Origin of the sequence: Streptomyces sp. NPDC008139 (assembly GCF_042957025.1) — a bacterium.
Classification (GTDB): Bacteria; Actinomycetota; Actinomycetes; order Streptomycetales; family Streptomycetaceae; genus Actinacidiphila.
Map to the genome: position 1 here is coordinate 125495 of NZ_JBIBHM010000011.1, position 21240 is coordinate 146734.

14 protein-coding genes are annotated in these 21240 nt (G+C 73.2%); 4 read left to right on the top strand and 10 right to left on the bottom strand.

The genetic code is table 11. From position 1 onward, the window contains the following. Positions 1-613: 613 nt before the first annotated feature. The 3 genes from ACFZBB_RS24000 to ACFZBB_RS24010 all read right to left on the bottom strand — a co-directional run bounded on the left by ACFZBB_RS24000 (position 614) and on the right by ACFZBB_RS24010 (position 4163). Positions 614-2269 (bottom strand): amidohydrolase family protein, encoded by a 1656-nt coding sequence (locus tag ACFZBB_RS24000; protein ID WP_391125912.1) that lies wholly within the window; start codon positions 2267-2269, stop codon positions 614-616. Positions 2270-2375: 106 nt separating this feature from the next. Further along, a complete protein-coding gene (locus tag ACFZBB_RS24005) occupies positions 2376-2816 on the bottom strand; it encodes an Lrp/AsnC family transcriptional regulator (RefSeq protein ID WP_355347139.1) in 441 nt (146 codons plus the stop codon). Between the two features lie 90 nt (positions 2817-2906). Next, positions 2907-4163: an FAD-binding protein gene (locus ACFZBB_RS24010; RefSeq protein WP_391125915.1), complete on the bottom strand. Its 1257-nt coding sequence runs from the start codon at positions 4161-4163 to the stop codon at positions 2907-2909. Between the two features lie 347 nt (positions 4164-4510). On the opposite strand from ACFZBB_RS24010, the gene ACFZBB_RS24015 reads away from it, so the two are divergent. Then, complete coding sequence (locus tag ACFZBB_RS24015; protein WP_391125918.1) at positions 4511-4963, top strand: hypothetical protein; 453 nt, start codon at positions 4511-4513, stop codon at positions 4961-4963. Between the two features lie 49 nt (positions 4964-5012). Here ACFZBB_RS24015 and ACFZBB_RS24020 read toward each other — a convergent pair whose 3' ends face one another. Continuing rightward, positions 5013-6209, bottom strand: coding sequence for an acyl-CoA dehydrogenase family protein (locus ACFZBB_RS24020; protein ID WP_391125921.1), 1197 nt, complete (start codon positions 6207-6209; stop codon positions 5013-5015). Between the two features lie 1177 nt (positions 6210-7386). Here ACFZBB_RS24020 and ACFZBB_RS24025 point away from each other — a divergent pair. Beyond that, positions 7387-9060 (top strand): protein kinase, encoded by a 1674-nt coding sequence (locus tag ACFZBB_RS24025; RefSeq protein ID WP_391125924.1) that lies wholly within the window; start codon positions 7387-7389, stop codon positions 9058-9060. A gap of 15 nt (positions 9061-9075) precedes the next feature. On the opposite strand, the gene ACFZBB_RS24030 is transcribed toward ACFZBB_RS24025, so the two are convergent. The 6 genes from ACFZBB_RS24030 to ACFZBB_RS24055 all read right to left on the bottom strand — a co-directional run bounded on the left by ACFZBB_RS24030 (position 9076) and on the right by ACFZBB_RS24055 (position 18047). Beyond that, positions 9076-10332 carry an SLC13 family permease gene (locus ACFZBB_RS24030; protein WP_391126287.1) on the bottom strand — a complete coding sequence of 419 codons (1257 nt, stop codon included), beginning with the start codon at positions 10330-10332 and terminating at the stop codon, positions 9076-9078. Between the two features lie 151 nt (positions 10333-10483). Continuing rightward, positions 10484-12673 carry an EAL domain-containing protein gene (locus ACFZBB_RS24035; protein ID WP_391125927.1) on the bottom strand — a complete coding sequence of 730 codons (2190 nt, stop codon included), beginning with the start codon at positions 12671-12673 and terminating at the stop codon, positions 10484-10486. After that, complete coding sequence (locus tag ACFZBB_RS24040) at positions 12670-13485, bottom strand: SAM-dependent methyltransferase (RefSeq protein WP_391050623.1); 816 nt, start codon at positions 13483-13485, stop codon at positions 12670-12672. Before ACFZBB_RS24040 ends, ACFZBB_RS24035 begins: the two co-directional genes overlap by 4 nt. 353 nt (positions 13486-13838) lie before the next feature. Next, the gene (locus ACFZBB_RS24045; RefSeq protein ID WP_355347117.1) at positions 13839-15089 is read right to left on the bottom strand and encodes a carbohydrate-binding protein; all 1251 of its coding nucleotides are present in this window, start codon (positions 15087-15089) and stop codon (positions 13839-13841) included. A gap of 258 nt (positions 15090-15347) precedes the next feature. Beyond that, the gene (locus ACFZBB_RS24050) at positions 15348-16757 is read right to left on the bottom strand and encodes a C39 family peptidase (protein ID WP_391125931.1); all 1410 of its coding nucleotides are present in this window, start codon (positions 16755-16757) and stop codon (positions 15348-15350) included. A gap of 147 nt (positions 16758-16904) precedes the next feature. Continuing rightward, a complete protein-coding gene (locus ACFZBB_RS24055) occupies positions 16905-18047 on the bottom strand; it encodes a M24 family metallopeptidase (protein ID WP_391125934.1) in 1143 nt (380 codons plus the stop codon). 122 nt (positions 18048-18169) lie between these two features. On the opposite strand from ACFZBB_RS24055, the gene ACFZBB_RS24060 reads away from it, so the two are divergent. After that, a complete protein-coding gene (locus tag ACFZBB_RS24060) occupies positions 18170-18769 on the top strand; it encodes a uridine kinase (RefSeq protein ID WP_391125937.1) in 600 nt (199 codons plus the stop codon). A 447-nt stretch (positions 18770-19216) separates the two neighbouring features. Continuing rightward, the gene (locus ACFZBB_RS24065) at positions 19217-21109 is read left to right on the top strand and encodes an AAA family ATPase (RefSeq protein WP_391125940.1); all 1893 of its coding nucleotides are present in this window, start codon (positions 19217-19219) and stop codon (positions 21107-21109) included. Positions 21110-21240 lie beyond the last annotated feature (131 nt).

Genomic DNA, 21240 nt, shown 5'->3' on the forward strand with positions numbered 1-21240 from the left:
AGGGAGCACGAGGGCAACGGAACGGGCCCAGGCGCCCATCGGGCCGACGCGGGATCCTCCCCCAGACTCCGTCCGGGGGGACCCCCAGACTGCGGGACAGGGAGCACGAGGGCAACGGAACGGGCCCAGGCGCCCATCGAGCCGACGCGGGATCCTCCCCCAGACTCCGTCCGGGGGGACCCCCAGACTGCGGAACAGGGAGCACGAGGGCAACGGAACGGGCCCGGACGCCCTTCGGGCCGACCTGGGATCCGCTGGCTGCGGGTCAGTACCAAGGCCGTTGTCTACTGGGCGTCCGGGCCCTTCCCGGGTCACACCTGCCGACCGGGGCGCGTACGCGTTCCGGCGCCGCTGACGCTGGACCTGGCTGCCAGTGGCGGCGTGCACGTGCGGCGCGGCGCCCCATGGCCCAGCGGCGGTCGACAGAACCGCGGAGGGCCCCCGGTCCGACGTCCTGTGGTGGACTTGGCCGAACCTACTCGCCTCTGACCATCGGCTGTCAACACCCCCTTGACCTGCGGGGTTTCGCCAAATCAGCAGGTCAGTGCGGGGCCCTGCGACACACCGCGACAGGCCGAGGGCACACCGTTCGGCCGCATGTGCCGAGCGATGCTCACCCGTTCGGCCGCTCGAAGACGGTACGGCCGCCGACGACGGTGCGCAGGGCGGACGGAAGCGGGCGTCCGGGGGTGAGATCGGGCAGGCCGGGGGTGCCGGAGCGCGGGTCGGTGGACCAGTTGGCGACGCGTTCGTCGGGGGCCTGGACAACGAGGTCGCCGCTGTCCCAGACGGCGTAGTCGGCGGGGGCTCCGGGGACCAGGACGCCGGTGTCGTCCCGCCCGATGGCGCGCCAGCCGCCACGCGTGTGGGCGTTGAAGGCGGCGCGGGCCGAGACGCGGTGCTCGGGGGTGCGGTGGAAGGCGGCCGCGCGGACGGCGCCCCAGGGGTCGAGCGGGGTGACGGGGCTGTCGGAGCCGAGGACCAGCGGCACCCCGGCACGGGTCATGGCGGCGAAGGGGTTGAGGTCGCGGGCCCGCTCGGCGCCGAGCCGGTCGGCGTACATGCCGTCCTCGCCGCCCCAGGCCGCGTCGAAGGCGGGCTGTACGGAGGCCACGAGGCCGAATTCGGCGAAGGCCGCGATGGTGTCGGGGGTCATCAGTTCGGCGTGTTCCACGCGGTGCCGCAGGGCCCTGACGCGTTCCAGGCCGACGGCCGCGGCGGCGGCCCGTACGCCGTCGACGACCGCGCCGATCGCCGCGTCCCCGATGGCGTGGAAACCGGCCTGGAGGCCCGCTTGCGTGCAGAGGGTGAGGTGGCGGGCGATGGTCTCGGCGTCGAGGTAGCTGACGCCGGTGTGCGGCGCGTCGGCGTACGGGGCGTGCAGGCAGGCGGTGTGGGAGCCGATCGAGCCGTCCACGAAGAGGTCGCCGCCCGCGCCGATCGCGCCGAGGTCCCGGACCCGGTCGAGGTCTGCGGGGGCGGACGCGGCCTGCGCCCAGTAGCCGAAGACCCGCGGCCCGGCTTCGGCGGAGGCCAGCGCGAGGAGGCCGGTGAGGTCGTCCTCGGAGGAGATGTCGGGGCCCGCGCACTCGTGCAGCGCGCCGATGCCCTGTTCCGCGGCGTGCAGCAGCGCGGCGCGCTGGGCGGCGGCGCGCTGGGCGGGGGTGACGGCGGCGTACGCGGCGCGGCGTACCGCGTGGTGCGCGTCGCTGGTCAGCGGCGCCTGCGGGTCGAAGCCGGGCTCGTCCCGGACACCGGGCACCAGGTCGAGCAGCGCGGTGCTGACGGCGGCCGAGTGGACGTCCGTACGGGTCAGGTAGAGGGGTCGTCCGCCGACCGCCTCGTCCAGCTCCGCGCGGGTCGGTGTGCGCCGCTCGGGCCACCGGCTCTCGTCCCAGCCGTGGCCGAGCAGCACGCGGTCGGCGGGCCGCGCGGCGGCGTACGCGGCCGTACGGGTCAGCGCGTCGGCCAGCGACGCGGCGCCGGACAGGTCGAGGCCGGTGAGGGCGAGGCCGGTGGCGGTGGTGTGCACGTGCGCGTCGGTGAAGGCCGGGGTGACCAGCGCCCCTTCGAGCTGGACGACACGGTCCACGCCGTCCGCGAAGGAGTCCGCGGCCCCTTCCGAACCGACCCACGCGACGGTGCCGCCGTCCACGACCATCGCGGTCGCGAAGGGGTCGGCGGGGCTGTAGACGGCGCCGCCGCGGAGCAGGACGGTGCCGGTCGGCGCGGGGGTGGCGGGGGGCTGCGGAGTGGAGGTGCGGTGCATGGGCACAAGTGTCCCCCGGTCGGGGCGCGCACCGGACTCCGGGGTGGCGCCCCCGGCGCCTCCGCGCCTCCCGTGACGGCGGGTCCACGGCGGCCGGACACACGGCTCAGACGCGCGGCGGCCTGGCCTCGTACGCCGTGGAAAGGACGACCGTGGTGCGGGTGGAGACGCCCGCGAGGGTGCGGATCCGGGTCAGGAGGTGTTCCAGCTCGATGGGGGCGGAGACCCGCACCTTGAGGATGTAGTTCTCGTCGCCCGCGACGCTGTGGCACGCCTCGATCTCGGGGACCTCGGCGAGCCGGTCCGCGATGTCGTCGGGGGCGCTGGGGTCGAACGGTTTGACGGAGATGAAGGCCGTCAGGGACAGGCCGACCGCCTCGGGGTCGACGATGGCCGCGTAGCCGCGGATCACCCCGCGCTGTTCGAGCCTGCGCACGCGCTGGTGCACCGCCGAGGTGGACAGGCCGGTGGCCTTGCCCAGGTCGGTGTAGCTCATGCGCCCGTCGGCGACGAGAAGTTCCACGATGTGCCGGTCCAACTCCTCCATAGCGGATGACCTTACCCATAGGCACAGCGCCGCGTTACGTATGCATGTGCACGGTTCGGTCACATCCCGCGCCGGGTGCCGCCGTCGCGGTCACACGGGCAGCAGCCGGTCCAGGTGGGCGTTGCTGAAGGTGCGGTCCGGATCCAGCTCGGCGGCCAGCGCCCGGAAGTCCGCCATACGGGGGTAGCGGGACCTGACCTCGGCGGCGTCGGCGACGTAGACCTTGCCCCAGTGCGGGCGCGGCGCGTACGGCGCGAGGCGCCGTTCGAGGCGGGCGAGGACGGGGAGGACGGCGGCGGTGTCCGGCACCCAGGTGAAGTGGAAGGCGACGCAGTCGTGTCCGTAGGCGGGGCTGAGCCAGAGCCGGTCGGCGGCGACGGTCCGCACTTCGCAGATCTGGAGCAGCGGCGCGATGTCGGCGCCGAGCGCGGCGAGGGCGTGGAGCGCGGGCAGGGCGTGTTCGCGGGGCAGCAGGTACTCGGACTGCAACTCGGCGCCGCTGCTGGGGGTGAATCCCGGCCTGAAGTGCGGCAGTCGCTCGTGCCAGGGGCCGGCCACGCCCTGCTGCGACGTGCAGTTCACGGGGTCGGCGCCGGGGACGGGGTGCATCGGCCCGGCGGCGGGCGCGGCCCAGGGGAATTCGGGCGCGGGCGCGTCGGCGAGCTGCTTGAGCCAGATCTGCCCGAAGCGCGGCGCGCGCCAGTCGGTGAACATGCTGACGCTGTACGCGGCCCCGGTGATCGCGTCGAAGTGCCGGTCCAGGTCGGCCAGTTCGAGCCCGGTGAAGACGTGCTGGCGGACGGCGAAGTCGGGGACCAGGTCGAGGGTGAGGGCGCTGACGACGCCGAGCGCGCCGAGCGAGACCACGGCGCCGTCGAAGCGGTCGCCGTCCTTGTCCCGGCTGAGTACGGCGACTTCGCCGTCCGCGGTGACGAGTTCGAGGGCGCTGACGGAGGTGCCGAGGCCACCGTTGGCGTTGCCGGAGCCATGGGTGCCGGTGGCAACGCTGCCCGCCACCGAAATGTGCGGCAGCGACGCCATGTTGGGCAGCGCGAAGCCGGACTCGTGCAGCCGCTGGGCGAGTTCGGCGTAGCGGACGCCCGCGGCGACGCGGACGGTGGCCGCGGCCGGGTCGATGTCGATCTCCGGTGGCAGGCCGGAGAGTTCGACGAGGGCGCCGTCGGTGTCGGCGATGTCGTTGAAGGAGTGGCCGCTGCCCAGCACCCGCACGCGGCGGCTCGCGGCGACCAGTGAGCGCAGGGCGCCGGTCGACTCCGGGCGGTGCACCCGTTCCGCCGAGAAGGTGATGTTCCCGGCCCAGTTGGTCCGCATCCCACCGTCACGCATTACGCCGCCACCTGTCACGCATCCCACCGTCACGCATCACGTCGCCACGCATTCTGCCGAGCCGCTTCCACCGGTCGGCGGGGCCCTGCCCGGCCACGCCCGCTCGCACCTTATCCGGCACTCCCGCAAGATGCCGCGCGGGGGCACGAGGGGTGCGCGGAGGCATGGCGAGGGCGCATGGACCGGCCAAAAGGCGGGATGTGACGAAGGCCACACCCAATGCATCCCTATGAGGTCGATGGCGTGATTACCCGCGTAGCGCGGCGGGAAGTGCTCGCTATGGCCGCGGGATTGACGCCGGGCCGGCCCGATGGAGGGCACATCCGTCCGATGGGGGAGACGCGAATATGCGTAACCATGTGCGCCACAACCGCAGTGAGCGGACCCAGCCGGCGCCCGAGGAGGGGCACGAACGCGAATTCGCGCTCGCGCTGCTGCCGGGACTGCCGGACGCCGACGACACGGATGACTCGTTCGAGGACGATCTCGAACTGGTCCGGGTGGACTGCCCGGAGTGCGCGCGGCCGATCGCGGTCTTCGCCGACGAGGACCGGCTTCCGGAGCACGCCCTGTGCCCCACCCCGTGGAACCCCTTCGGCCTCACGGTCTGCTCCGGCTCGGGCCGCCCCGTCGAGGAGGCCAGCCCCCTCGACGGCTCCCTGCCCGGTGAGGTCCACGATCTCGACCTCGGCACCCTCCTGGTCCTGCCCGACACCCTGGACTGGCGCACCCAGCCCTTCTCGCACGTGGGCGGTCCCGGCTCGCACCCCTTCCGGGTACCGGCGCCCCGCGCGGCCTGAAGCCGGCGCCCCGACCGGGGCGCCGGGGTACCACCCGCCGGGTGACCGCTCAGCTCCGCGACTCGGGGCCCGCCACGTGGCGCGCGATCACCATGCGCTGGATCTGGTTGGTGCCCTCGACGATCTGCAGCACCTTGGCCTCGCGCATGTACCGCTCCACGGGGAAGTCGGCCGTGTAGCCGTAGCCGCCCAGGAGCTGGACGGCGTCCGTCGTCACCTGCATCGCCGCGTCGGTGCAGAAGAGCTTGGCCATGGCGGCCTGCCGGGAGAAGTCGAGACCGGCGTCGCGGGTCCTGGCCGCGGCCAGATACAGGGCGCGTCCCGCCTCGATCTTGGTGGCCATGTCGGCGATCATGAAGCGCAGCCCCTGGAAGTCGGCCAGGGGCCGGGCGAATTGGCGGCGCTCCTTGACGTACGCGAGCCCGGCGTCCAGCGCGGCCTGGGCCAGGCCGACGGCGCAGGCGGCGATGCCGAGCCGCCCGGCGTCCAGCGCGGCCAGCGCGATGGCGAACCCCTGGCCCTCCTCGCCGATGCGGCGGCTGTCGGGGACGGTCACGCCGTCGAAGTGCACCTGCGCGGTGGGTGAGCCCTTCATGCCCATCTTCCGCTCGGGCGCGGCGGCGCTGAGGCCCGGCGCGTCGCCCGGCACCAGATACGCGGAGATGCCGCGCGCGCCGTCGCCGCCGCTGCGGGCCAGGACGGTGTAGAAGTCGGCGACCCCGCCGTGGGTGATCCACGCCTTGGTGCCGTCGATCGTCCAGTTCCCGCCGTCGCCGTCCGCGCCGCCGCCGGTACGTACGGCGCGCGTACGCAGGCTGGCCGCGTCGGAGCCCGCGGCGGGCTCGGAGAGGCAGTAGGCGCCGAGGAGGCTGCCGCCGAGCATGGCGGGCAGGTGCTCGGCGCGCTGTTCCTTGGCGCCGAAGTGCGCGAGCGCGTGGCAGGCGAGGGTGTGGACGCTGACGCCGAGGCCGATGGTGAGGCGGGCCGCGGCCAGTTCCTCCAGCACCTGGAGATAGACCTCGTACGGCTGCCCCCCGCCGCCGTGCTCCTCCGCGTACGGCAGGCCGAGCAGTCCGGTCTCCCCGATCAGCGCGAAGGTCTCACGCGGGAAGTGGCCCGCGTCCTCCTCCGCGGCGGCCGCGGGCACGATCTCCCGCTGGGCCAGGTCCCGGGTGAGCGCGAGCAGATCCCGCGCCTCCTCGGTGGGCAGGTGGCGGACAACCGGCTGCGGGCCGTGCTGCGACATCGCGGCACGCTCCTCCCTGTCGGGGGCGTCGGCGGCACGCCCTGGGTGTGGCGGCGCCGTCGGTGGGCAGTGCCCATGAACCGATGGTCCCCTGCCGGGTCGCGGCACGCGGTGATCAGCGGTTCTGGCGCGTTGGAGTATGCCTGATCGGACGCCTCACGTCACGGGCGCGAGTGTGTGTCCTGTCTTTCCCGCCCGCCCACCCGTGCGGGTGCTTTCTCCGTCTGCGGGTGCCGCCTGTGCCTGGTCGGTGCCGGTCCGGGGCACCTCCTCGAAATCCGTCACACCTGGCCCCGCGCATCCAGTGCCGTTCCTGTCGACGTATTTCTGCGGGGGCACCCCGCCCCGTCCCCTCCTCGCCCGTCGGCGTCCGCCTGTCCGTGGGTGGCCGGGGTGGGTGTCAAAGACCGTGAGGGCCCCCCGAGCGTCCTCCGCCCGGGGGGCTGGGTGGGTGGCCCCCTCGGACGGTCCGCAGGCGGACGGGTGCCAAAGACCGCGAGGGCCCCCGAGCGTCCTCCGCCCAAGGGGCTGGGGAGTGGCACCCTCACACGGTCCGCAGGCGAACGGGTGCCAAAGACAGAAGGGCTCCGCCGATCCCCACGGTGGAGGAACAGTCGGCCGCCCTCACCGGTCGTTGACACCTCCCTCAGCCACAGCGCGCAGGCGCACGCCGACGTCCCCGAGCACCCCCTCCCCAGCAACCCTCACCGGCAGGCGGACGCCGACGGGCCCTGACCCATCCGCCCCCTCCCGCCCACCCCGGCGGGTCGACGGCGGCGCAGGACCCGCATTCCACCGACCCCCTCCCCCCGGCACCCCCACCGGACAGGCGGACGCCGACGACCTCACCCCCACCACCCCTCTCCGCCACCCCCACCGGACAGGCGGACGCCGACGTACCGGGAGGGGACGGGCCGGGGTGCCCCCGCAGAAATGCGGTGACAGGAACGGTGCCGGACACGAGGAACCAGGTAGCCGCATTTCGAGGAGGTGCCCCGGACCGGCACCGACGACCAGGCACAAGCGGCACCCGCAGACGACAAAACACCCGCACGGGTGGGCGGGCGGGCGGGAAAAGAAGCAAGACACGACTGGAGTGACAGGTGAGTACGGCGACGGAGGCGGATGAGTACGATCACGCTCCCACAGGGCCGCGAGCGGCCCTACGCTGCTGCCCATGGAGAGCTTGGACGCCACGGATCCGCGCACAGTCGGCGGATACCCGCTGTTCGCGCGGCTCGGCGCGGGCGGCATGGGACAGGTCTATCTGGCGCGCACACCCGCCGGGCGGGCACTCGCGCTGAAGACCGTACGGTCCGAGTTCGGGCTCGACCCCGGCTTCGGGGAACGGTTCGCGCGGGAGATCCGCCACGCGGACCGGGTGCGTTCGCCGTGGACGGTGGCGGTGGTGGACTACAGCCCGCCCGGCACCCGCCCCCCGTGGCTGGCGACCGAGTACGTGGCGGCGCCCTCACTGGCCGAGTGGGTCTCGGCGCACGGCCCGCTGCCGGAACCGGCCCTGGCGTCGCTGGCCGCCGAACTCTGCGAGGCGCTGCGGTCGGTGCACGCGGTGGGTCTCGCGCACCGCGACGTGAAGCCGTCGAACGTACTGCTCGGCCCCGACCGGCCGCTGCTGATCGACTTCGGCATCGCGCGGGCCGCGGAGGACTCCCGGCACACCAGGACCGGCGGGGTGATCGGCTCCCCCGGCTACATGGCGCCCGAGCAGGCGACCGCGGGCGCGTCCGCCGAGCCCGGCGACCTGTTCGCGCTCGCGGCCGTACTGGTCTACGCGGGGACCGGGCACGGACCGTTCAACCGGCCGGGCGAGGAGCCGTCGACGCCCGCGCTGATGTACCGGATCGTGCACGAGGACGGCGACCTCACCGGGCTGCCCAACGCGGTGGCGCCGCTGGTCCACGCGTGCCTCGCCAAGGAACCGGCCGACCGGCCAACCGCCGAGGAGGCGCTGGCGCTGCTGCGGGAGGCGGGGCACCGTACGGGCGTGTGGCACGAGGTCCCGCCGCCCGGCCTCACCGACGAGCTGCGCGGCCGTGAAGCGCGGGTCCGCACGCTGCTGGCGGACCCGACGGCCGCCGTGGGGCCCTCGCCGTACTCCCCCACGGCGCCGCTGACCGCGCCCGGCCGCGGCCCCAGCTCCGGAGGCCAGACCCCCGCTCCCCCGCACGCCGCGTACGCGCCGCCGCGTACACCGTCGCCCGTGTCGGGCCCTGTCCGGCCCACCGGGCCGTACTCCGGGCCGCAACCCGCGCCGTGGGGTGCCGCGCGCCGCGCGCCGGGGATGGGCCGCGGTGCCCGCGTCGGCCTGATCCTCGCGGGCGTGCTGGCGCTGTTCGTGGTGGTCGGCGTGATCCTCGACCAGCAGCGCGGCTCCGGCGACAACAACAACGGGAATCCCGACCCGAGCACGAGCACCCACACCTCCGCGCCCACCGACGCGCTGCCCGCCTCGTGGGTCGGCACCTGGGTCGGTACGGGGCCCGGCAATCCGAGCGGCAGCGGCGGCCAGCCGCGCAGCGACCGGTTCACCGTCACGCTCACCCTGCACGCGGGGGCACGCGGCGAGGCCGTCGGCCAGGACGTCAGCAACATCCCCGAGGCGGGCACGGGGGCGGAGCGGGGCTGTACGGAGGCGCTGTCGCTGGCGCGGGTCCGGGGGAACACCATGACCTTGCGGGTCACCGCCGCCGAGCCCACGGACCCCGACTCGTCGCTGACCTGTCTGACAGGGCATGAGTACTCCGTCTCCATGACGGACGCGCGCACCCTGCGGATCGAGGCGGGGCCGCAGGCCGAGGGCGCCCCCAGCACGCTCACCAAGCGGAGCTGACCGGGGAGGCGTCGGTCAGGTTCCGGTGAGCCGCAGCCCCGCCCACAGCGCGACCGTGGAGGCGATGAGCGTCGGCGGCACCGTGAGCAGCCCGAGCCGGGTGAAGGTGCCCAGGTCGGAGTCGGTGCCGTGGTCGCGCAGCACGCGCCGCCACAGCAGGGTGGCGAGCGAGCCCGCGTAGGTGAGGTTGGGGCCGAGGTTGACGCCGATGAGCACGGCGAGCACCGGGCCGGGGCCGCCCGCGGCGGCCAGCGGAAGGAGGGCGAGCACGGCGGGCAGGTTGTTGATCAGATTGGCCAGGACGGCGGCGAACGCGGCGGTCCCGAGCAGCGCGAGCAGGCCGCTGCCGTGCGGCAGCACCCGGTCGGCGGCGTCGGACAGCCCGTTGTCGACCACCGCCTTCACCACGACGCCGAGGGCGAGCACGAACAGGCAGAACAGCGGCCCGGCCGCCGCGACCAGGCCGCGGACCGTCGCCCGGCGGCGGCGCAGCGCCCGTACGCCCAGGACCAGCGCGCCCGCGAGCGCCGCCCAGGCGGGGTTGATGCCGCCGAGCGAGGTGACCGCGAAGCCGACCAGGGTCAGGCCGAGGACGACCAGCGTGAACACCGGTACGGCCGGCGGCTCGCCCTGCTCCGGCGGGTGCTCGCGGACGGCGAGGTCGGCGGCGAAGTAGCGGCGGAAGACGGCGTATTCGATGCCGACGGACAGCAGCCACGGCAGGGTCATCAGGAGCGCGAAGCGGGTGAAGGACACTCCGGCGGCCGTGAAGGCCAGCAGATTGGTGAGGTTGGAGACCGGCAGCAGCAGGGAGGCGGAGTTGGCCAGGTGCGCGGTCGCGTACAGGTGCGGGCGGGCCCTGGCGCCCGCCCGCGCGGCCGTCGCGATGATCACCGGGGTGAGCAGGACGACGGTCGCGTCCAGGCTGAGCACCGCCGTGACCAGCGCGGCCACGACGAACACCCCGGCCAGCAGCCGCTTGGGCTCCCCTCGGCAGGCCCGCGCGACCGCGTCGCCCGCCGCCGTGAACAGACCGTCGTCGGCGCACAGTTCCGCCAGGACGAGCACGGCCGCCAGGAAGCCGACGACCGGCAGCAGTTCCCTGGTCTCGTGCCAGGCTGCGGACGGCGTCACCGCCCCGATGCCGATGAGCAGTCCCGCGGCGGGCACCGCGGCCACCGCCTCGGGCCAGCCGCGCGGGCGCAGGACGGCGAAGCCGAGGACCACCAGGAGAGCGAGGGCGGAGATCGTCTCCGCGACGGCGGTGTTCAGGGGGCTCTCCTCGGGCGGACCACGGGCTGGCGTATCGCCTGATTCCACCACGTGGGCCGCGCGGCTCCGCTCCGAGGGCCGCCCGACGCACCCGAGTGCGTCGTTTCTCACGGCCCGCGCGCGGGCGGAGCCGTGACGGCGGGCCGAGCGGCTAGCTGGCGTCGGCCAGCGACAGGGTGTGGAGCCGTTCCGGCGGGCCGGGGCGGGCGTAGTACCAGCCCTGGCCGGTGTCGCAGCCGAGGGCGCGCAGATGGTCGGCCTGGGTGCGGGTCTCGACGCCTTCGACGGTGACGGTCAGGTTGAGGGCGTGGGCGAGGGAGACGATGCCGCCGACGATCTTGAGGTCGACGGGGTCGGCGGCGTGGCCGCGCATGCCGCGTGTGAAGGAGCGGTCGAGCTTGAGGACGCTGACGGGCAGCCAGCGCAGGGAGGACAGGTTGGAGTAGCCGGTGCCGAAGTCGTCGAGGGCGATGGAGACGCCGAGGTCGACTATCTGCCGCAGGGGCTTGAGGGTGTCCTCGTCGGCGCCGATCAGAGCGCTCTCTGTGACCTCAAGGCAGAGCGAGGCGGGGTCGAGGCCGGTGTCCTCCAGGACGCGGGAGACCTCCTGGACCAGCTCGGGGTGGTGCAGCTGGATCGGTGAGAGGTTGACGTTGACCCGTGGCGGCGGGCCGCCGCCGATGTGCTCGCTCTGCCAGGCGTACGCCTGGCGGGCGGCCCGCTCCAGGACCCAGCGGCCGAGGCCGACGATGTGTCCCGTGCTCTCGGCGAGCGGGATGAACTGGTCGGGCCCGAGTATGCCGTGGGTGGGGTGGCACCAGCGCACCAGCGCTTCGGCGCCGTGCACGGCGCCGTCGTCGAGGCCCACGAGGGGCTGGTACTCGATGAAGAACTCGTCGTGTTCCAGGGCGCTCGGGAGCTGGTTGGTCAGGCCGTGCCGGGTGATGGCGCGGGCGTCGGCGACCGGGTCGGCGACCTCGTACCGGTTGCCGCCCTGTTCCTTGGCGCGATACATCGTGATGTCGGCGCTGCGCAGGACGTCGGCGGCGATCCGGGACTCGACGGGGCCGTGGACGATGCCGATGCTGCCGTGGACGGGCAGTTCGCGGCCGTCGAGCAGGACGGGGGCGGACAGCGCGTCCAGGATGCGTTCGGCGAGGGCGGTGACGGCGGCGAGGCTCGGCGGGTCGGTGTAGAGGGCGACGAATTCGTCGCCGCCGATCCTGGCGACGAGCTGATCGGGCGAGGTGACGCACGACTGGAGGCGTTCGGCGACGGCGACGAGGAGCTGGTCGCCCACCGCGTGGCCGAGGCTGTCGTTGACGGCCTTGAAGCCGTCGAGGTCGAGGTAGCAGACGCCGATACGGCTGGTGCCGTTGGCGGGGTCGGCGTCGAGCGCGGCGTCGAGGCGTTCGAAGAACAGGGCGCGGTTGGGCAGTCCGGTGAGCGCGTCGTGGGTCGCCTGGTGGCGCAGTCGGCGCAGCAGTCCGCGCCGTTCCGTGACGTCCTCGACGAGCGCGAGCTGGTACTGCGGGCGGCCGGTGGCGTCGCGCAGCAGGGACGCCCGGACGTTGGCCCACAAGATGGTGCCGTCGACCCGCTGGTAGGCGCGCTCGACGTCGTACGTGTCGCGTTCGCCGCGTACCAGCTCGCCGTTGAGCCGGCGGGTGCCGGTGCCGGTGCCGTCGTCCTTGTGGACCCATTCGGTGACATTGCGGCGCATGGTCAGGGATTCGCTGCCGAACATCCGGGTCATCGCGTCGTTGACTTCGAGGACTTCCCCGTCGAGGTCGGCGATGCCGATGCCGAGGGCGGCGCCCTCGAAGACGGCGCGGAAGCGGGCCTCGCTGGCTGCCAGGGCGCCCTCGGCGTCGCGCTGGGCGTCCAGGGCGGCGCGGATGATGGACTCCTGCTCGCGCAGGGTGCGTTCGCGCAGGGCCCGCGAGAAGCCGACGGCGACCGCGTGCTGGAGGCGTGAGCAGCGGGCCCGGCATTCGTCGGTGTCGAGGCCGGGGCCCGGCGGGCAGTACAGGACGAGGTAGGCGTCGATGACGCCGAGGATGCTGGGCAGCGCCTCGGGGTCGGTGCAGTGCGCGGCGACCAGGGCGGTGCCGACCTCGGCGGCCGGGCGGGGGTCGAACGGGCGGCCCCTGAGGGTGTCGCTCAGCACGCGGGTGAGCGGCACCAGGTGGTCCTCGAACTCGGCGCGGGTCATCGAGGTGACCGTCACCGGGTAGATGGCGCGTGCCCAAATGGCGGCGAATCTGCGCAGATTGTCGCCGGGGCGTGCGTCGGGCGCGTGCGCGCCCTCGTTTCCGGCCGCGGCCGGGAGCGCGGTCACGCTTTCAGCCCCACACCGGCGAGACCGTGGAGTACGGCGGGGTCGTCGTCGTCGCTGAGCGGGGCCTCGGGGCGCCAGTGCGGCAGCGGGACGACGCCGGGCTCGACGAGTTCGAAGCCGTCGAAGAAGCGTTCCACCTCTTCTTTGGTGCGCATGATCAGCGGGGTGGCGGTGCGCTGGTAGACGGCCTGGACGCCGCGCTGTCCGGAGGGGACGGGACCGAACTGGAGGGTGGCGTGGGTGACGACCAGGACGCTGCCGGGGGCCAGCGCGTCCCGCAGCGCGGCGACGACCTCGTTCGGGTGGTCGGCGTCGGACAGGAAGTGCAGGACGGCGACGAGCAGCAGGCCCATGGGGCGGTCGAAGTCCAGCAGCCGCTTGGTCTCGGGGTTGTCCAGGACCGAGCCGGGGTCGCGGAGGTCGGCGGCGGCGATGGTCGCCTTGTCGTTGCCCTCCAGGACGGCGCGGCTGTGGGCGACGGCGACCGGGTCGTTGTCGACGTACACCACGTGGGCGTCGGGGTTGGCCCGCTGCACCACCTCGTGAACGTTGCCGAAGGTGGGGATGCCGGAGCCGATGTCGAGGAACTGGTCGATGCCGCGATCCATCGCGAAGCGCACGGCGCGGTGCATGACCGCCCGGTTGGCCTGGCCGATCTTGGGCGCCCCCGGCATGGCCCGCATGGCCAGCCGCGCCGCCTCCCGGTCCACCTCGAAGTTGTGCGAGCCACCGAGGAAGTAGTCGTAGATCCGGGACACGCTGGGCACCGTCAGGTCGATGCCCTGCGGGGCCCAGGAAGGACGGTCGGTCACGGTTGCTGTCTCCAGGTCATCGGGCTCAACGGGCGCGTCGCACACGGTGGTTCGGCCGACGGGCGCGCACCTGTCTACCCTGTGAGGCTACTGATCACGTGTTCGGAGTGAAACACGCGACCGGAGATCCAGGGTCCGTTTTTGGTCAACAACCACCAGCATGTGCATATGCGAAAACGCGCAGATGCGGACTCGCGCACACACCAGCGCGGGTCCGCTGCCGGTGACGGCCGCGGACCCGCGATAGATTTTCGGACAGCCTCAGACCAGTTCAGACCAGTTCGACCGACAGCGGTTCAGCGGCCTGTGCGGTCGCCGCCACGGAACGTCGGACCGTCGCGGTCGGCGGCCGGTCAGCAGGTGCCCTCGTCCTGCCACACGCCCCACTCGCCGGTGGTGCCGGGCTCCTCGTTGGTGGTCCACCACTTGGCCTTCCACTTGTGCCCGTTGTGCGCCACCTCGTTGCCGCCGACGTAGACGGCGGAGGCGGCCCACTGGGCGACCGTGCAGGTGCCGCCGCCGGGCGGGGTGGTCGGCGGTGTGGTCGGCGGCGTCGTGGGCGGGTTGGTGGGAGGCGTGGCGCCCGCGAACTTCACCGAGTACTTGGCGAAGTCCCAGGAGTTCTGCGCCACGCTGCTGCACGTGCCCGAGGTGCTGCCGTTGTTGTCCGGCGGGCTGCACTGGCGGTCGCGGTTGAGCGACCAGAAGGTGAAGCGGCCCATGCCGTGGCTGGTCGCGTAGTCCAGCACGGTCTGGAAGTCGGCCTGGTAGAAGAACTCGCCGGTGTCGCTGCGGCCGTTCATGCCGGAGAAGCCCTCGTGGGCGTACGCGGTGGCGGTGTCCCAGCCGAAGGTGGTCTTCAGCAGGCCGTTGAAGGCGGTGAGCGCGCTGGTCTGCGACGCCGCCCCGTTGAAGCCGCCGTCGAAGGGCATGATCGAGAAGTTGTTGGGGGTGAAGCCCTGCGACTTGGCCTCGTTGAGCATCTGCTGGCCGAACCAGCCGGTGCCCGCCGCGGTGCCCGCCGTGGTCACCGAGATGAACAGGCCGGGGTTGTTCTGCTGGAGGATCTTGGCCGCGCCGATCTCGCGCGCGACGGCCGCGGTGTTCTCGTACTCCGGCTCCTCCAGGTCGAAGTCCATCGCCTTGAGCTGGTACTTGGTGATGACCTGCTGGTACGCGGCGGCCGTGGACGCGGCGTCGGAACACGCCTGGCCGAGCTTGGTGCCGCCGTAGCCGCCGATGGAGACGGACACGTCTCCGCCCTTGGCCCGGATCGCGGAGATCACGTTCGCCACCGCGGTGTCGGAGGACACCGCACTGGTCCCGTCCCACGTGGGGCTGCACCCACCGCCGTTGGGGGCGAGGATGAAGGCGAGCTGGAACGCCTTCAGGCCGGTCGCGTCCATGATGGCGGTCGCGCTCGGCGGGTTGTTGTCGTTGGGCATCAGATACGGGGCGGCGGCGTACCAGTTGTTGGTCAGGGCGTTCGTCGAGACCGTGGCTCCGCTGGCCTGACTTGGGCCGAGAGCGGCAACGGTACCGAGCCCGGCCACGGCCAGGGCGACGGCGGCCACGCCCGAGCCGATTGCTTTGAGACGGTTCACGTCTAGCCTCCTGTGGGGGAACGTGGCAGACAGAATCCTGCGGTGACGCGAACCCGTCAATAGTTGGTCCAGACCTTTGGACTAAACCACGAATTGGTCTCTACCACTTCGAGTCCAATTCCCCACGTGCGACGGCCTGTCCACCCCCGCACGCACCCGGCCCCGCCCCTCGCGTACGAGGAGCGGGGCCGGGCCGGAAACGGCCGGTCGGTCGGACAGACGACCGGAGACGACCGGAGACGACCGGACAGACGGATGTCAGACGATGCCGACCGCCGCCAGCGCGCGGCGCTGGCCGGGGCTCGGCTTCGCCGGGAAGTAGACGTAGGCGACACCGCCGGTGCCGCCGCTGACGCCGCCGGTGGCGTTGATCCGCTTGGTCCTCAGCCAGATGGTCTCGAACTGGGCGCGCTTGTAGATGTTGCGCACCGCGTCGTCACTGGAGCTGGCCGGGTCGTTGGCGACGACGTCGCCGTCCGCGGTGAAGCCCGCGATGCACATCAGGTGGCCCGAGGTGCCGTATCCCGCGCCGTCCAGTTCGGTGGCGAGGAAGGACTGCGAGGTGATGACGGGGATACCGGCCTTGATCAGCCGCTCGATGTCGTCGAGCGAGCGCAGCCGGGTGATGACGCCCTGGAGGTCCTTGTACGTGGCCGCGTAGGCCGCATTGAAGGGCCAGTTGCCGCAGCCCTCGTACTGGTAGTCGTACGTGTAGCGGGCGCCCTGGTCGACCTGGGGGTCGGCGTAGGCGGGGTTCACCCAGGCCAGGTCCGCGGCCGTGGGGCCGCGGCCCCAGTACTCGATGACCATCGTCGAGGAGGTCGGGCTGCACCAGGCCTCGCCGCCGTTGTCGTACTCCGGGTACTCGCCCTTGTGGATGTTCTGCGAGTAGCGCGGCACCGGGAGTTCGACGCCCTTGGCCACGCCCGGCACCGACGCCGGGACGGTGAAGCGGTCCGGGATGTTGGACGCCATCGCGCCGAGCCGCCACACGGTGGGCGTGGCGCGGCTGCCGGGCTTGCGGAAGAGCGTCAGCCGCAGCCGGTACGAGGCCAGCAGCGGCCCGGCGGTGGTGTCGTCGATGGAGAAGGTGTCGGTCCAGATGCTGCTCTTGCCGTCGGTCTGGTCGTCCACCGAGGTGCGGCGGATGTCCTCGGGGCCGTCGCCCGCGGTCCACCGGCCCATGACGTACGCCGGGGTCGCGGTGCCGTCGGTGTACGTGCCGAGCAGTTCGATCTGGATCCAGGTGCCCGCAGGGGTGTGCGCGTTCCAGGACGCGATCAGCTCGCTTGCGGGGTGCGGCACCCGGCGGACCGGCGAGGTCCAGGTGGCCGACTCCCACGTCGCGGTGGTGCCGGTGTGCGGGTCGGTGTAGTCGAGCGTGCCGGTGGCGCGGCCGATGACCACGCCGGGCCGGCGGCCCGGCAGCGGCAGCGTGCCGTGGTGGGTGCCGAACAGCCAGTCGGGCAGCGAGGTCCAGCCGTGGTAGTCGACGGGGGCGGCGTCGGGCGTGCCGCCGCCTGCCTGGTGTCGCGCGGCGTCGGGAACGGCCGCGCCGGAGGCGGTGGCCGGGGCGGCGGAGGCGGACTGCGCGGACGCGGTCGCGGTGGCCGCGGCCGCCGCGAGCGCGGCGGTCAGTACGGCACGCCGGGGCGCGGGTCTGGTCATGGCGGTGTTCCCCTCGATGTGATCGGGAATTCCTGCCCGCTCCTACGAGTGCATGACAGGTGGCCCCAACTATCGTCGTTCACCGGCCGTTTCCACCAGGGTTTCCGGCCGCGCGCCGGGAACAACATTGGACTGGACCACTGGCGCTCAACAGGGAAGAACCACCAGGTCACGCCCTGTCAGATTGAGCCGCTCGCCACCGCTTTCCGTACAGACGGCAATATCCTCGATGCGGGCGCCGAAGGTGTCGGGCAGATAGATGCCCGGTTCCACGGAGAACGCCATTCCCGGCTCAAGGGGGCGTTTGCTGCCCGCCACGATGTACGGCTCCTCGTGGGTGTCCAGGCCGATGCCGTGTCCCGTGCGGTGGATGAAGTGGTCGCCGTAGCCCGCGTCGGTGATGATGTCCCGGCCGACGGCGTCCAGTTCCTCCGCGGTGACACCGGGCCGTACCGCAGCGGTCTGCGCGGTCTGGGCGCGCAGCAGCACGTCGTACAGCTCCCGGAAGGCGGCGGGCGGCTCGCCCACGGCGTAGGTACGGGTGGAGTCCGAGCAGTAGCCGTCCGCGGTGGTGCCGCCGATGTCGATCACCACCGGGTCGCCCGCCCTGATCACCCGGTCCGACACCTCGTGGTGCGGGCTCGCGCCGTTCGGCCCCGAGCCGACGATCACGAAGTCGACCCGCTCGTGGCCCGCCTCGATGATGGCGTCCGCGATGTCCTTGGCGACCTCGCGCTCGGTGCGGCCGGGCACCAGCCACTCGCCGATCCTGCGGTGCACCCGGTCGATCGCCGCGCCCGCGCGGCGCAGCGCAGCGATCTCCGCCGGTGTCTTGCGCATCCGCAGCTCCGCCAGCACGTCACCGGCGAGGACGGCCTCGGCGTCCGGGAGCGCGGCCCGGAAGGCGAGCAGCTTCTCCGCCCACATGTGGTTGTCGACGGCGAAGCGGGCCACCGCGGCGGGCAGCCGCCGGGCGATGAGCGCGTACGCGTCGTCGGTCTCGTCGAAGCCGACGATCTCGATGCCGAGCCCGCCGGCGGGCGACGCCTGCGCGGCGGGCTTCTCCAGCCGCGGCACCACCAGGAAGGGCTCGCCCTCCACCGGCACCACCAGGCACGTCAGCCGCTCCAGCGGCAGCGCCTGATACCCGGTGAGATAGCGCAGGTCCGCGCCGGGCGCCACCAGCAGGGCCTGGACGCCCGCCGTTTCGGCCTCGGCACGCGCCCTCGCCAGGCGCTCGGAGGTGTACAGCACGGATGCGGCTGCGCCGCCGCTCTCGGAGTGGGTCACCTTCGCACCGTACCGGGGCGCCCCCGGCGGCGCGTGCGGCGGTGGCGGGTGAGCGGCCCCGAGCCCCCGGACACGCGACGGCGCGCGGGCCGCCGGGCGGGGGCCCGCCGTAAGGTCGGGGGGTGAACGGACTGACGGTACGGGAGCTGGGGCGGCTGCTCGGGGGGGCGGAGCCGTCCTGCGGGCGGACGCGGCTGATCGCCGTGGACGGGCACGCGGGCTCGGGCAAGAGCACGCTGGCCGGGCGGCTGGCGGCGGAGCTGGGCGGCGCGCCCGTCGTCCATCTGGACGACCTGGCCACGCACGAGGAGCCGTTCGAGTGGACCGGCCGCCTGGTCGAACAGGTGCTGACGCCGCTGAGCGAGGGAAGGTCCGCCCGGCACCAGGTGTACGACTGGACCGCGCGTCGTTTCGCGGGCGAGCGGGAGATCCCGGCCGCGCCGGTCGTGCTGCTGGACGGCGTCGGCAGCGGGCGGCAAGCGCTGCGCCCGTATCTGGCGTTGCTGCTGTGGCTGGAGGTGCCGCCGGCGACCGCGCGGCAGCGCGGACTGTTGCGCGACGGACCGGAACTGGCACATTTCTGGACCGGCTGGACCCGCGCGGAGGACGCGCATTTCGCCGCGGATCCGTCCCGCCCCTTCGCCGACCTTCTGGTGCGCCAGACCGACGACGTCGGCGGCTGCCGGGCCGTCCCGAACCCCGCCCGTGATCACCGGGAGTGACGACTCGGCGGCAGCCCGCCGCCACTCCCCCGCCGCCGGGCACACGTCCGTCAACACCGCTTGACCGGCCGGGTATCCAGCACTTACGTTTTCAACAAGCGGCCGGAGACGGCCGTTGATAAGACGCGGAGCCCCCGGTTGTTCCCCCGTGACCGGGGGCTCTGCCCTGTCTCCGGGCCGGAATCGGCCCGTCGAGAGCCGGTTTTTCTCACTCACGGTCACCGCCCGACGGCCGTACGTCGGGGCCGTGTTCCCCGCGCTCACGCGGATTCACGCTGTCCCGCAGGTCACGGCACCCTACGGCCCACGGGACATCGCGGGTACGATGCGAAAAGGGCGGACCGGCAGCCGGGGGTGGACTGTCGCCTGCCCCAACTCCCGCCCGGTGCACACGGGTTGGGACAGCGGGCGACAGTGCGGCGCGGGGGAACGATTGGTGGGGACTTGATGGACTTCGGCACCGAGCGTCCGGGCGCCCCGGCCGATCTCGCCTGGCTGCGCGGCGTCGACGCGTACACGATGGGCGCCTACGTCCAGGCCGAGGAGGAGTTCAGGACCGCGGTCCGGATCGACCCCGGCATGGCGGACGCCTGGCTCGGGCTGCACGCGCTGCGCGCCGACACCGCCACCGCGCTGCTCCAGATGTACCGGCACCGCGACCGCTTCGGCGAGCAGCGGGCCGCCCACCGCAGGACCCTCAACTCCTGGTACTGGCTGGGCTGGTGGGTGCAGCCGGTGCTGGAGACCAGCCGCGACCTGCTGCTGGCGCACGCCTCGCACTGGCTGGACGGCCGCCATGTCGCCGAGCTGGACCGGGCCCTGGCGGACTGCCCGCCGGTCGACACCGACCCGCAGGTCCGCTTCCTGCACGCCTGCCGCGCCTATCTCGTCAAGGACTGGGAGCGGCTGGTCCGGCACACCGAGCCACTGCTGGGCGACCCCGTACTCGGCATCGAGGCCGGGCTGTTCGGCGGTATGGCCAGGGTCAGGCTGGAGATGTGCGGCCAGGCCGAGCCGCTGCTGGCCGCCGCCTTGATGCGCTGCCGCAGCGAGCAGCCGCAGCGCAAGGAGCTCCGCTACTGGCTGGCCCGCGCGTACGAGGGCACCGGGCGTACGGCGGCGGCCGTGCCGCTCTACCGGGCGGTGCACCGCGTCGACCCCGCCTTCATGGACACCTCCGCCCGGCTGGCCGCGATCCACGAGACCGACGACGGCCTCGACGAGGGCGTGGGGCTGGCGGCCGTATCGCTGGCAGGGACCGGGCAGGCGATGCCGGAGGGCGGCGCCGACATGGAGTCCGCGCTGCTGGCCGACCCCGGCGAGGGCCGCGGTCCGGGGCCGGAGCCCGACGAGTCGCTGCTGTCCGCGGGCCCGCTGGACGACGACGTACGCGACCGGTCCGCCGCCCCGCTCGGCGGCGCCCTGCCGGTGCAGGTCCCGATGGGCGGCTCCGACCCGGTGCTGCTCACCCAGGCGCTGGCGGAACTGGACAGGATGGTCGGTCTGGAGCCGGTCAAGCGCCAGGTCAAGGCGCTGTCCGCGCAGTTGCGGATGGCCCGGCTGCGGGCCGGGCAGGGCCTGCCGGTGCAGCCGCCGAAACGGCACTTCGTCTTCTCCGGGCCCTCCGGCACCGGCAAGACCACCGTCGCCCGCATCCTCGGCCGGGTCTTCTACGCGCTCGGACTGCTCGGCGGCGACCACCTGGTGGAGGCCCAACGCTCCGATCTGGTCGGCGAATTCCTCGGCCAGACCGCGGTGAAGGCCAATGAGCTGATCGACTCCGCGCTCGGCGGCGTGCTCTTCGTGGACGAGGCGTACGCGCTGTCCAACTCCGGCTACAGCAAGGGCGACGCGTACGGCGACGAGGCGCTCCAGGTGCTGCTCAAGCGCGCCGAGGACAACCGCGACCGGCTCGTGGTCATCCTCGCGGGTTACCCCGAGGGGATGGACCGGCTGTTGGCCGCCAACCCCGGACTCAGCTCCCGCTTCACCACCCGCGTCGACTTCCCCAGCTACCGGCCGCTGGAACTCACCCGGATCGGTGAAGTCCTCGCCGCGGAGAACGGCGACCGCTGGGACGAGGAGGCGCTGGAGGAGCTGAAGGCCATCGCGGGCCACGTGGTGGACCAGGGCTGGATCGACGAGTTGGGCAACGGACGGCTGCTGCGCACCCTGTACGAGAAGAGCTGCGCCTACCGGGACCTGCGGCTGTCCGAGTACCCGGCCTCGCCCAGCCGCGACGAATTGTCCACCCTGCGCCTGCCCGATCTCATGCAGGCGTACGGCGAAGTCCTCTCCGGGCGCGGCCCCGGAGCGACCCCGACCGACCCGGTCGAGTAGCACCGGCCGCCAGGACGAGATCCGCAAGGGGCGTGGGGGGGGGCGGGACGACCCCGTGCGCCCCCCCCCACCGCGCGCGCCCCACCGCACCCCCAAGCAGCCCAACTACCACGCCGGCGGGGCGGGGCGCG